16 protein-coding genes are annotated in these 12,254 nt (G+C 47.2%); 5 read left to right on the plus strand and 11 right to left on the minus strand.

Features of this window, described 5'->3' with window-relative positions; genetic code table 11:
* The first annotated feature begins 47 nt into the window (after window positions 1-47).
* Window positions 48-278 (plus strand): AbrB/MazE/SpoVT family DNA-binding domain-containing protein, encoded by a 231-nt coding sequence (locus ICT70_RS01390; protein ID WP_191153587.1) that lies wholly within the window; start codon window positions 48-50, stop codon window positions 276-278.
* The gene (locus ICT70_RS01395; protein ID WP_337906501.1) at window positions 268-609 is read left to right on the plus strand and encodes a type II toxin-antitoxin system PemK/MazF family toxin; all 342 of its coding nucleotides are present in this window, start codon (window positions 268-270) and stop codon (window positions 607-609) included. Before ICT70_RS01390 ends, ICT70_RS01395 begins: the two co-directional genes overlap by 11 nt.
* 261 nt (window positions 610-870) lie before the next feature.
* On the opposite strand, the gene ICT70_RS01400 is transcribed toward ICT70_RS01395, so the two are convergent.
* Both ICT70_RS01400 and ICT70_RS01405 read right to left on the minus strand, forming a co-directional pair.
* Window positions 871-1,149 carry an addiction module antidote protein gene (locus ICT70_RS01400; protein ID WP_191153589.1) on the minus strand — a complete coding sequence of 93 codons (279 nt, stop codon included), beginning with the start codon at window positions 1,147-1,149 and terminating at the stop codon, window positions 871-873.
* A gap of 3 nt (window positions 1,150-1,152) precedes the next feature.
* Window positions 1,153-1,452 carry a type II toxin-antitoxin system RelE/ParE family toxin gene (locus ICT70_RS01405; protein WP_191153590.1) on the minus strand — a complete coding sequence of 100 codons (300 nt, stop codon included), beginning with the start codon at window positions 1,450-1,452 and terminating at the stop codon, window positions 1,153-1,155.
* A gap of 528 nt (window positions 1,453-1,980) precedes the next feature.
* Between ICT70_RS01405 and ICT70_RS01410 the strand changes: the two genes are divergently transcribed.
* A complete protein-coding gene (locus ICT70_RS01410) occupies window positions 1,981-2,241 on the plus strand; it encodes a type II toxin-antitoxin system Phd/YefM family antitoxin (RefSeq protein ID WP_191153591.1) in 261 nt (86 codons plus the stop codon).
* The gene (locus ICT70_RS15215) at window positions 2,241-2,558 is read left to right on the plus strand and encodes a type II toxin-antitoxin system RelE/ParE family toxin (RefSeq protein ID WP_191153639.1); all 318 of its coding nucleotides are present in this window, start codon (window positions 2,241-2,243) and stop codon (window positions 2,556-2,558) included. The genes ICT70_RS01410 and ICT70_RS15215 overlap by 1 nt, the downstream gene beginning before the upstream one ends.
* Window positions 2,559-2,857: 299 nt before the next feature.
* On the opposite strand, the gene ICT70_RS01420 is transcribed toward ICT70_RS15215, so the two are convergent.
* The 5 genes from ICT70_RS01420 to ICT70_RS01440 all read right to left on the minus strand — a co-directional run bounded on the left by ICT70_RS01420 (window position 2,858) and on the right by ICT70_RS01440 (window position 7,577).
* Window positions 2,858-3,136, minus strand: coding sequence for a type II toxin-antitoxin system RelE/ParE family toxin (locus tag ICT70_RS01420; protein WP_191153592.1), 279 nt, complete (start codon window positions 3,134-3,136; stop codon window positions 2,858-2,860).
* Window positions 3,133-3,390 (minus strand): type II toxin-antitoxin system Phd/YefM family antitoxin, encoded by a 258-nt coding sequence (locus ICT70_RS01425; protein ID WP_191153593.1) that lies wholly within the window; start codon window positions 3,388-3,390, stop codon window positions 3,133-3,135. Before ICT70_RS01425 ends, ICT70_RS01420 begins: the two co-directional genes overlap by 4 nt.
* A 582-nt stretch (window positions 3,391-3,972) precedes the next feature.
* The gene (locus ICT70_RS01430) at window positions 3,973-5,496 is read right to left on the minus strand and encodes an exosortase C-terminal domain/associated protein EpsI (protein WP_191153594.1); all 1,524 of its coding nucleotides are present in this window, start codon (window positions 5,494-5,496) and stop codon (window positions 3,973-3,975) included.
* 357 nt (window positions 5,497-5,853) lie between these two features.
* Window positions 5,854-6,471, minus strand: coding sequence for an ElyC/SanA/YdcF family protein (locus ICT70_RS01435; protein WP_191153595.1), 618 nt, complete (start codon window positions 6,469-6,471; stop codon window positions 5,854-5,856).
* On the minus strand, window positions 6,450-7,577 hold the full coding sequence (locus ICT70_RS01440; protein ID WP_191153596.1) for a glycosyltransferase family 2 protein: 1,128 nt from the start codon (window positions 7,575-7,577) through the stop codon (window positions 6,450-6,452). Before ICT70_RS01440 ends, ICT70_RS01435 begins: the two co-directional genes overlap by 22 nt.
* 138 nt (window positions 7,578-7,715) lie before the next feature.
* Here ICT70_RS01440 and ICT70_RS01445 point away from each other — a divergent pair, with 138 nt between their 5' ends.
* Window positions 7,716-9,110 carry a phenylacetate--CoA ligase family protein gene (locus ICT70_RS01445; protein WP_191153597.1) on the plus strand — a complete coding sequence of 465 codons (1,395 nt, stop codon included), beginning with the start codon at window positions 7,716-7,718 and terminating at the stop codon, window positions 9,108-9,110.
* A gap of 6 nt (window positions 9,111-9,116) precedes the next feature.
* Here ICT70_RS01445 and ICT70_RS01450 read toward each other — a convergent pair whose 3' ends face one another.
* The 4 genes from ICT70_RS01450 to ICT70_RS01460 form a co-directional block, all read right to left on the minus strand.
* Complete coding sequence (locus ICT70_RS01450; protein WP_191153598.1) at window positions 9,117-10,475, minus strand: DUF362 domain-containing protein; 1,359 nt, start codon at window positions 10,473-10,475, stop codon at window positions 9,117-9,119.
* Window positions 10,472-11,458 carry a glycosyltransferase family 2 protein gene (locus ICT70_RS01455; protein ID WP_191153599.1) on the minus strand — a complete coding sequence of 329 codons (987 nt, stop codon included), beginning with the start codon at window positions 11,456-11,458 and terminating at the stop codon, window positions 10,472-10,474. Before ICT70_RS01455 ends, ICT70_RS01450 begins: the two co-directional genes overlap by 4 nt.
* Window positions 11,459-11,480: 22 nt before the next feature.
* The gene (locus tag ICT70_RS15065; RefSeq protein WP_272977221.1) at window positions 11,481-11,615 is read right to left on the minus strand and encodes a hypothetical protein; all 135 of its coding nucleotides are present in this window, start codon (window positions 11,613-11,615) and stop codon (window positions 11,481-11,483) included.
* A 176-nt stretch (window positions 11,616-11,791) separates the two neighbouring features.
* Window positions 11,792-12,169, minus strand: coding sequence for a GxxExxY protein (locus ICT70_RS01460; protein WP_191153600.1), 378 nt, complete (start codon window positions 12,167-12,169; stop codon window positions 11,792-11,794).
* Window positions 12,170-12,254: the final 85 nt, after the last annotated feature.

Consider the following 12,254-nt stretch of genomic DNA (forward strand, 5'->3'; position numbering starts at 1 on the left):
GCGTGACGAAGATGGTAATGCTAGTATTACCAAAAAGGAGGTCTATTATGCCAACGGCGACGAGTAAAATCACATCCAAATATCAAGCCACGATCCCGGAACCGGTGCGTAAAGTTCTTCACCTAAAAGCTGGAGATGCCATTGCTTTTGACATTGAGAACAACCAGATTCGCCTCAGAAAAGCGCGTCCCATCGACTTCTCCTTTGCCAAAGCACTCGAAAAAACACTCAGTGAATGGGAATCAGCCACAGATGAGGAAGCATATCGTGACCTTTAATACCTTTGATATTGTTGTTGTGCCCTTTCCATTCACTGACAAAACCACAAACAAACGCCGACCCGCACTGATTCTATCCGACGCACAAGCATTTAATCTGCAGGTCGGTCAGGCTGTTATGGCGATGATCACCAGTGCTAAAAATTCAGATTGGCCACTCGATATCGATATCCAGGATTTGGATTCTGCCGGCCTGCCCGCACCTTCAATGATCCGAATGAAATTGTTCACCCTGGATGAAAAACTGATTATAAGAAAAGCAGGACAACTTGCCAAACCTGATCAGAAAAAAGTCATAGAAGCGCTTCGCCTGCTTCTTCCCTTCGTGTGATCACAATAAAGCTGAAGCCCGGCACAAACTCGATCTTTCTCAGACTGAGTTTGCCAGGGTTCTCGGAGTAGCACACGGTTTTCTGTTTTTCTCTGCGATCTCTGCGATCTTTGCGCGAGGCCGGTTTTAAAGATCTGTCTCTCGCCCGTTCGCTTCGCTCATTCACGACGCAACGACCCTACGAGGTCAAATTCTATTTTCTCGTTTCTGCCTGCTTCTTTCCATTAATGTTTTTCCGCTCACCGCTCACCGCTCACCGACTCAGGCCACGCTTAGCTTGCAACCCAGTGCCTTGGCAACTTTGCTCACGGTGGTGAAGTTTGGGTTTCCGCCATCGGCAAGTGACTTGTACAGACTGGCACGGGTGACTCCGGCCTCCCTGGCGACCTCACTCATCCCTTTGGCCCGAGCAGCCGTGTTCAGCGCATGGATAAAATCGACCTCGTCGCCGGTGTCCGCTGCTTCCTTCAAAAACTCTCGGATGTCTTCCGGGGTGTTCAGATGTTCGGCAATATCGAAAGGCTTGGTTTTAATAGCCATGGTTCACACCTCCAAATCTCGTAAAAGGGTGGTTGCTGTTTCAATGTCTTTGGCCTGCGTCGCTTTGTTGCCACCGACCAGCAGGAGAACCACCAACCCATTACGAATTGTGTAATAGACGCGCAGCCCGCCTCCGAAGAAACACCGCAGCTCATACAGGTTGCTGCTTAACTGCTTGAAATCGCCGAAATTACCATTTTCAACGCGACTCAAGCGAGCCAGCAGGCGGTTTCTCACCGACGCGTCCTTCAGACTGGTTAGCCACTTGTCGAACGTGGAAGTACTCTGCAGTTCGTATTCCATGCCCAAATTGTATCCTATAGGAAACGGTAATGCAATCAAAATGCATAAGAACAAACTTACCGCTGCGCGGTGTCATTTGTAAAAACTGTGAACGGTAAACGGTGAACCGTTAGCGGTAACTGCTTATCATAATATATTCGCGCCCGTTCGCTTCACTCTCTCATGCCCGCAAAGGGCGCCAAGAAAAGCACAACCCAAAAATCCTATGGTTTAAAAGCCTTACCCCAAAAACGGTTTTCTGTTTTCTCTGCGATCTCTGCGATCTTCGCGCGAGGCCGGTTTTAAAGATCTGTCTCTCGCCCGTTCGCTTCGCTCACTCACGACACAATGACCCTACGAGGTCAAAGGCAAATGCCTCAACCCCAGGTACTGGGGACTAGGGACTGGGGACTGGGTAATGGGTGAAAGCATTTATCCTATTTCCAACTACCTACTTCCGAGTACCAACTTCCCAACGATTAAATTGACAGATTCAATACTAATCACCTAAAATAATCAAATCGACCGATTCAGAAAGGATAACCTATAATGGATACCCTAACGGCCAATGAAGCAAAAACCCATTTTGGTGATCTGTTGTTAAAAGCACAGAGAGCCCCGGTGCATATCAACAAGAATGGAAAACCTGTTGCCGTGGTCATTTCGGCTGAGGAATATGCAAGTATTGAGGCGCTCAAGTTACGCTTATTGCAATCAAGAGCAATGCAGGCCAGGGCAGATATAGCTGCTGGCAATTTGGTCGATGGTGAATCATTTTTTGATCAACTACAAGCGGGCAATAGCGATTGATGCCATCTCCAACGTACCGCTTAACACCTGAGGCTCAAGCTGACCTGATAGAAATTCGCCGGTACACACTGCAAGAGTGGGGGATCGTACAGGCTCGAAAATACATATCGGATCTGCGAAAAACCATGAATCTCCTTGCTGAAGCGCCCTCTTTGGGGAAACTCAGGCCTGAGGTAGGGACAAATGTGATGAGCTTTCCTCATGTAAGTCATGTTGTTTACTATATCGTAGACGAACAACAAGTCGTCATATTTGGCGTACTGCACAAAACAATGGTGCCGCTCAAGCACCTGATGGAACGCAGGGAAATTTATTAGCCGCTAACGCGGTGTCATTTGTCTGCCGCTAACGCGGCGTCATTTGTTAAAAAAAGTGAACCGTGAACAGTGAGCGGTGAGCGGTAAAATCTTTAGATCAAAGGCCGGGCGGGCACAGGGACCCGCCCCTACGGTTTTCCCACTACCCACTACCCACTACCCACTACCCACTACCCACTACCCACTACCCACTCCCTACTACCCGTTTTCCCCGCCCTTTCCTCTCCGTCTCTCCGTTAATGTTTTTTTCCGCTTACGGCTCACCGCTCACCGCTCACTGATTCCCCACTCCCCGCAGACTATCTGTAAACATCATCATGGCTGCCGACATCCACCAGCAACAGTGAATTGCCCTGAATAATCATTTCAAGGGTGATGCGGTAACTGAAATTAATCGAGACCGAATGCAAACCGGCGAGCCCGCCCTTAAGCCGATGCAGACGCAATGACGGGTGAAAGGGATTCACTTCAAGCAATTGAAGCGTTTTTTCGTACTGAAGGGCCAGGTCCGGATGTTTTTTCAGAAAACGGGCTGCACGTCTATTATAGCCCGGGGTATAGATGATCTGATAATTCATACGTCCAGCTGACGGATACGCGCCATGTGGTCAGCAACCGACTCAACAATCCCCTGCCCCTCGGCAAGCTCACGTTGTGCCTGATAATAGGCGGCTTCCAATTCGCAAACACGAAGCTGATTATAGGTGTCAATATCCATCACCACATACCGTTCCCGTCCACGAACCGAGATCATCGCTTCGTCCTGGTGTTTAAGCGCCTCATGAATCGAGGCCACGCCACGGGTCTTTAATTCATTTGCCGTAATCGACATAACCGCACTCCCTATAGAACGTTAAACAGCACGATTAATAATACCAGGCAGGCTAAAAAAAGTGAACGGTAAACCGTGAGCCGTGAGCGGTGAAAATCATTAGTGAACGGTAAACAGTGAACCGTGAACAGTTTTTAGTTGGGGACAGTACTGGGGACTGGGGACTGGGAAATCTTAACCCACTCCCTACTACCCTTTTTTCACGCCCTTGGCTCTCCGTTAATGTTTTTTTCCGCTCACCGCTCACGGTTCACTGATTTCACTACCCGTTTTCCCCGCCCTTTCCTCTCCGACTCTTCGTTAATGTTTTTTTTCCGCTTACTGTTCACCGCTCACGGTTTACTGATCCCCCACTACCCACTACCCACTACCCACTACCCACTACCCACTACCCACTACCCACTACCCACTACCCACTACCCACTACCCACTCCCTACTCCCTATTCCCTACTACCCGTTTTTTGCCGTTGACCTTCACTGCGTCAATCCGCGTTCATCAGCGGCTAAAAAGATCGGTTTCTCATCAGATTTTTCAGATTGTATCTGTGTCCAAGGGTTTATCGACTTTTTTTGTTCCCAATCTATTGGATATAACCCTGCACATGAATCATCATCTCTTGCACAAATGGCCTTACGGCCTCCTCACCACTTCTACTTTGAATAATGATCACAGCGCCGTTGGTTTTTCTGTTAGTTAATCCATCCCAGAAAGTCAATACTTTACCGGTAAGACTGTCAGTAACAATCCGGTCAGCCAAGATGTACCAGAAGTACAAGCTGTTACCCTCCTCATCACGCTTATTGATAAATTCCGTCCCGGAATCAGTCACCACCGGATATCGACCGGCCCCATCAAACATCCAGGATCGACGATAATCAACAACTTTTTTGTCCCGATCCTGCTCGGCAAAATAGCCGACATATAATGCGAAGCGGTTATCTGAAGGGTCTGTATAAACCCTGATCAGTTCATCGTCAGCGGAAAAGGGTCTAATACGTTCATCAACCCAGAAAGCATCCTCGCCGTAAAAATCACCGATCTCCAGTGGAAATGTCGCAAATGATGCCGGCGGAGTGACCGGTCGCAAATGATACAGGTGCATCATGGCCAAGGTCGGTACCAATAAACTTGCCAGCAGGCAAGCGGCCACCAGATGACGCCGCCCTCCCCGACTATCAGCTGTAATTTGCAACGGTGGTATATCGTCAACTTCATCGACAGCATCTTGCTCTAGCGCAACAGGCATGACCTTCTTCCCTTTAATCAGATGACCGATCAGAAACAGCAACAGCATTCCGAAAAAGAAGATCAGACTCATCCCCATGGTTTCATAAGGGCCGTGAAGATCCGCCCCCTTGTTATAAACCGCATAAAATCCGATCAGGGCGATTCTGACGCCATTGGCAAAAATCCCTACCGGAATACTTAAAAGAACGATCAGGGCCTTTTTATAAACTGATAATTGCAGTACAAAGCCAAGAAAGATGGACAACGAAATTAATGAAACAATATTGGATACACCGGCACATTCAGGGGCAACCTCAAGAGCAATGTGGGGAAGATCGATAATAGTACCCGACAGGATCACCGGCATGCCACTCCAGCCGATCATGTTGGTAGCCAGCCAGGCTGCCGATAATTGCAGATAAATACTAAACTTACCCAGTGCCCACCAAGGTATACCAGTCTGGAAAATCAAATAACAGATGGGGATGAACAACGCCTTGAACCAACTGAACCCACGCAAGAGCAGCACGCCACCCAACAGCACCGGTATCACCGCTAGTTGCTGGGCAACAATGGTGTTGCTGAGCTTGGCGGCAAACAGCATAAAACAGCCCCCTGCCATCATCAGGGTTCCAACCATCAGGTTCGGATGTTGCGGAAGTCGCCTGATATCGTCCCGCTTAAGCCAGACAATGTAGAGAGCTGCTCCGAGGATCAGCGGCCAGTGATTTCCTTCAGGGGTAAACCATTTGTAGAAGGTATAAATGATAACATCATAGAAAAGCGCCACAAACCCGACGAACAGAAGCAAAGCAGAAGTAATCCGCCGGGGTGCGATCTGACGATGTTGATCGATTTCAGGTACTGTTTCAGTCATATGTTTATCTCACACTCAAGAATACTTAGAACCTGTTGCACGCGGATAAAATCTGAAACTTCGGATTTTCACGGATCAAAAACAACATCAAATCTTTATCGAACGCAGATAGACGCAGATGCATCTCAGATAAACCCAAAACCTGATTTTTAGTCTAAAAAACAAGGCTTTTGGTTTTTGTGTTTAAACCCAAGAGCCAGGTTTTAATCATGATTTTATCAGGTCTATCAGCGTTTATCTGCGGCTATATCAGATTTTCATCAGATTTTTCAGATTGTATCCGCGTCCAACAGGTTATCGTCCTTAGCTTTTCTCAGCGATCTCTGCGGGCTCTGCGCGAGGCAGGTTTATAAAATTTTAGTATCGCAACCAATAATACCCCAACTTCACCAGTTCCGTCGCGTAGGTCTTCAACAAATATTGCTCACTGTCCGGGTTTACAGGGACCGGATAAACCCCAATTCTGATATCACTACCATCCAGCACCCGGTTAAAACACCACAGGGTTCTTCTGGTGTGATAATCAGATGTGACTACCAGCACCGTCGAGATGGCGTTATCCGCTCTGATCGCCTGTGCGGCGTGGAGCGCGTCGAAATAAGAACCACTTGCAGTATAGTCGAGCATAGCAATGGCGTCATCTGCCACCCCTTGTTCCAGCAGAAACTCCCTGGCCCACTCAACTTCATACAGGTTGCGCTGATGTTTGGACGACCAGGACGAAAACATCCCGTCATTAGCCAGATAAATACGCTCAGACAGCCCCTGATGATACAATTGCGCTACCGCCGGAAGTCGCAACCTGCGCTCCCCAGCCATCACGACAATAACATCTGCTGAATCGAGCGGCACATCGACGACGACAAGTGCCCCAAGCAAACCGGGCCGAACCGCTACCATGACCAGCAGCAGCAAAACAACAACCACAGCAGCAAGGGCACAACGCCGGAACGTCATGACCTCTGCGGTGTCCACATGGTGTCTTTTTTGCCGGTAAAAAAACGGAACCAGCCCACCGCCTGACCGGCGCAGGTCAACAGAAAAGTCGCACAAACATCAACCAACCGTGACTGGGCATAACCCATCAACCCCAGGGAACCGGCCAGCACCAGAAGGATCATGGCCAAAAAGGCCAATCCGTAAAAGAGCGTCGAGGTCATCAGCGCCAAACCGGAGAAAAACGTCCCAACAACAAAAAACGGCACCAGAAAACGCAACAGCTTATGGGACAGCAGAAAAAAGGCAAAAGAACCAAAGTCCACCGGGACCAGATACTTCAGGTTGCGCCGCATTGCTCCCAGAGTCCTGTTGGTCATGCGCACCTGACGACGATACTCCTTGCCGGCATCCTCGGATGGTTCTTCCAGACAATAGACATCCCCATCCAGCACAACCCGTCGCCTTTGCCCGATGACATTGAGGGGGATGACAAAATCGTTGATATCCTGATCTTCCAATGGTTGGTAAAGTTCTTTGCGGATGGCAAAGATAGCACCATCAGCACCCACACAGGAGGAAATACGGCTCTCCGCATCCTTGGTGATCTTCTCCAGCCGGGCGTAGGCTCCCGGTGCCTCTTCGACATCAGAACCCGACCGCCGGTATCTGGTCCAGCCGGTCACCAGACCGACGGATTCATCGGCGAAATTACGCGTCATCATCTGCAACGCCTGAGGCGGGAACATGGAATTGGCGTCGGTAAAAACCACAATATCCCCGGAGGCTTCTGCCACGGCCCGATTCAAACAGGCCGTTTTACCGGCGCGCTGATAGGCTTTCAGGATCACACGCTCATCATCACAGGCACCAACTATCTCGTGAGTCGTATCAGTAGATCCGTCAGAGACAACCATGATCTGCAAACGTTCCGGCGGATAGTCCAGCGCCAGGGCATTATCGAGTTTGCGCTGAATAACCCCCTCCTCGTTATAAACCGAAACAATCAGAGTCACCGTTGGCTGTTCCGTGCCTTTTGTCCATGCACGCGGAGCCACTTTTGACCAGACAGAAACCAGCAACGGGTAAATCACATAGGGGTACAAGGTCAATATCAGAAAAAACCAGAAAAAATATTCAGCCAAAATTTCAATCTCCCTAAATAAGCAATTTTGCGATATAAATACAATTTGACTTCAAATGACACCATAATTAACATCTAACAACATTGACAACTACCTAAAACAAATATTTTTCTCATCGCTCACGAATCGGGGTTTCAATTGGGAAAGCTACAGAATTTATATGATAAGAGCCCTTATGTTGCGCAACATGTTCTTCTTAACTTGTACGCTTGCAGAATACACGTTGAGCGTTATGGCAAACCCTTTCATGCAGCCCTTGAGGAACTGACAAAAACACAATGGTACACCCCTGATGAAATTGCAGCATATCAACTTGAACGGCTTAAAAAAATCGTTAAACACGCCTATGAAACTGTCCCTTTTTACCGGAAACGCTTCGACGAATACCAGGTGCGTCCAATAGACATTAAAAACCTCAGCGATGTTGCAAAGTTGCCGATTTTAACGCGCGAAGATGTACGGTCCGCCGGCGATCAATTAATCAGCTCGAAATATCCCCAAAACAAGCTTTTTCATGGCCACACATCCGGAACGACCGGGTCACCTCTTTCCTGCTATTGGGATAAACACACATGCATCTACAACAATGCCGCTGATTGGCGCCAAAAAATATGGGCAGGTGTTCAATATGGGGATGGCATCGCTATGTTTCTTGGACGGACAATCGTTCCCACAAATAAAACATCCCCTCCCCTCTGGCAGCATGATCGTATCCACAACATGCTCTGGATGTCTTCATTTCACCTGAGTGAACAATATCTGCCGTATCATTTGGAAAAGCTTCGCAGTTTTCAACCAGCGGCCATTGAGGGATACCCCTCCACGACATTCATTCTTGCCCGTTATTTAAAAAAGATCGGACAAAAGTTACCACTCAAAGCCGTACTGACCTCGTCAGAAACATTGCTGCCGCAACAACGTGAGCTGATAGAAGAAAGCTTTGAAGCGCCGGTATTCGACTTTTATGGTATGGCTGAGCGTGTCGCTTTTGCTTCGCAATGCGCTGAAGCGCACGAATACCATCTTAATTTCGAGTTTGCCCTTAATGAAGTCGTTGACAACAACGGCTTCCCAGTAGAGCAAGGCAAAGAAGGCTATCTGGTCGGCACCAGCCTTCTCAATTTTGGTATGCCGTTTATTCGCTACCAAACCTCCGACATTACCGCTCTGGACAATAAACAGTGCGCCTGCGGTCGCTATATGCCCCGCTTTAAGGGAATTACAACCAAGGATGAAGATATTGTGGTAACTCCGGAAGGTAAACTTGTATCATCTTCAGTCCTTACCCACCCATTTAAACCCCTTGACGCCATCGAGGAATCTCAAATCATCCAGGAAAAGATTGATCTTTTACATATCAAAATAGTTCGTTCACAAAACTACAAAGATAGCGATTCAGCGCACCTGATTAGCGCGCTACATGAGCGGGTCGGCACAAATATGAAAATCGAGCTGGAGTTTGTTGAGTCCATCCCGCGGACCAAATCAGGCAAATTCAGATGGGTCATTTCTAAAGTGCCATTACCGCTGTAAAATAACTCATTGGTCCATACGAAATGGCGATTCCACATGCCCTTTCCAACCGACAGAGGGCTCAAAACAGAAGCTGTCCTCATCTTTTATTTTGCAAAGGAGATTGTTGAATCTATCTATAGTCGATTCAACCTGAATATCTTCGTAAGCACCATCAATAAAAGCGAAGTTTTTCACCGCGAAGGAGTTTTTAGTGATGGGTATCTTCTGCCAGTCAAAACCCATCAACTTTGCACAGACACAATCTACAGAAACCGGATCAGTACCAATAATCAGCAAGCCGGTATCTTTTCTATCTGGAGCATCCGGGCCGTTGCCATCACCCGAGATTACAGCGTCTACCAGACTGATATATTTCTTTCTGCTGGCAGGAACATCTGCGCGAAGACTGCCATCAGTATTGGCATAAAAAAGAATCTTGTTTAGATCCAGCACCATCCGCCAGAGCGTATCATTGCCGAACCAACTGCCACTGCGAATTGTTTTTCGCGTATCACCAAAAACGAATTTCCCAAACTTTTTCAGGGTAATGAAAAACTTCCCCATATGCGGATTTTTAGCAAGAAAATCATACAGAGCTCTGGTAGAACGCCCCTCGGCAAACGATCTGATGCTTTTTTCCGGGAACTGATCGCCTCCCTCGTTTGGAGAACCCCCGGTATGGTGAGGCAACCAGTTTTTATAGGTATTGATTCCAACCAGATTCTTTAACGAGCAGGTAACGCCGGATTTCTTGTGGGTTTTAAGTTTGGGTAAATTGATAAAAACGTCAGCCTCCAGAACGGTTCGTGACACTTTATACAAATGCTTACCGCCAGAATGTGCTTCGTTAGTTTCCTGCTGGTTATAGTCAGCACCAAAAAAGCCAAGTTTACCAATTTCCTTGCCAACAAATTCACTTCGAGAAGACAAATCACAGACAACAGAGCCAAGCGGATCACCCTGCAACTCTTTACGTTCGACAATAATATCACCCTTAATCGTCCACTCATGATCACGCAAATCAAGCACTGCAACGTCGATATTTGCGCTTTTACCCATTTCAATCCAACGCTCAGGCTGCATGATTTCCATCAATTTTTTCCAGCTGGAGCCGGTCATCGGGCCATCTGTGATCGTTACCTTGCCCTTACCTTGAAGCAATTCCAGAACAACCTTCAGTACAGCCTCAATAATCCGGGGATGAGTGACCACCTGAAGCCACTCTCCCTCATTGTACCTATGTGTTTCAGCAATCCAGTTCGGTTTTAAAACAACTGTATCACCCGGCTTAATAGCATCAGAAAAAACGCTTCTCCAGGAAGACACGACATGATCAATGGATGAACCGTCATAATTTTCACATTGTTCTATGTAAACATTCATACCTTTTCCCCAGACTGACCTGATTGGGCCTGCTTGTGTCCACGATGAAGTCGCTTGTTTGTATTAAGAATGTAAATCGGAATAGCAAGTCCTCTGCTGAACAGATAAACACAGGCAACAAGGCTGCGATATGTAAACTCACGCAGTCCTCCGTAGCCAAACTTGATTATATTAAATCCAGCCGGCAACAGCAGAAACGCAAAAACAGAAATGGAAAAAAGTGTCGGGGAAAAAAACAATGAGGTAATTGCCAGCAAGCCAAAAACAATAAAAGCCACGCCAAACCACACCACACGGGAGCGCAGCAGCCGCCCTATGGTGTTACAATCCCCCAAACCATGCCAGATTTCTCTTTTCAAAAAATCAGAATAGTTGTTCGGATAACCCAGATGGAAAACCTTCATATCAGGGTTACTGACAACAGCAACCCCTATTTTTTTAGCTTCGATACAGAAATAAAAATCTTCATTTGTCACCAAAGACTCGTCAAACCTACCAACCTTCTCAAAGGTTGCCCTGGAAACAATCATATGCCCCGTTCCCATATGGGTATCGCGGGTATCTTCAGACAGGCTTTTGTACCAGCAATATAGTGCAGGGCGAATATCATCAGGCACCTGTGGGTGTGAACCTGTTATGAGATTATCATCCTCCATCAGCCGCTTGTAGACATGCCCTAAATGTTGCCCCCAGCCATCCTGAACTACGATATCAGCATCAAGAAAAACCAGAACCGCACCCTGAGATTTTTTTACACCCAGGTTACGAACCGCAGCTACCGGATAGGCGTCGGTTTGAATAAAATCCACGCCATGGTCTTTAGCGACAAGATCACTGCCATCGGTAGAGCCATTATCTACAACAATGATTTCATATTGCAGGTCGGCATTATTCAGCTCGCAAACGAGTGCCGAAAGAGTTTTGCCAATTGTACCAACCTCATTCAAGCAGGGAATGACGATGGAAATATCTAATGTAGACATAAAGTTCTCACAAAAAAATCGGCTACTGCCCCAGACCGATGTGATGATCCAGATAATAACCAGCCGCATCCGGCCCACGATGGGTCAAAGTCGAAGTAGCCCGCTCCAGAAACCCCTGGTCAACCCCCCCACCCATCACCCCATAAATTCCACACATAAAAAAACAACCTCAATCTGAAAACCTTGTCTCGCGCCCGTTCGCTATGCTCACTCAAGCACGCAAAGGACGCCAAGAAATTCAAAACAAACATTCTATGGTTTAAGGCCTTGAACCAAAAAACAAGGCTCTAAGGTTTTCTTAGCGATCTCTGCGTGCTCTGCGCGAGACCGGTTTTAAAGATCATTCACCAGCCTGACAATCCCATCTATCATTCTTTCTTCACCAAAATTCAGCAGATAACCAAGTTTCAAACCAGTCAATTTTAAATATGTAAGAACCTGTTTCTTATGAACTTTTGATATTTTGTCGACCGACTTTAATTCCAGAATAACTTTGTTTTCAACAATAATATCAGCTCGAAACCCCTCGTCGAATTTAATGCCTCTATAATTTAGAGAAATAGCCATTTGTCTTGATACCTGAAATCCCCTGATTTTGAGATCATGCTCCAGGAGTGCTTCGTAAACACTTTCTAGAAGTCCAGGCCCTGTTTCACGGTGTAATTTGATAGCAACATCAACAACAATCTTTCCGATATCATTTTCATCCATATCCCCCCCCTAATTTTGTTTCGCGCCCGTTCGCTTCGTTCACTCAAGCACGCTAAGGACGCCAAGAAATGCTCTTTTTTGTGTT

The sequence above is a fragment of the Pelovirga terrestris genome (assembly GCF_014773365.1).
GTDB lineage: Bacteria > Desulfobacterota > Desulfuromonadia > Desulfuromonadales > Geopsychrobacteraceae > Pelovirga > Pelovirga terrestris.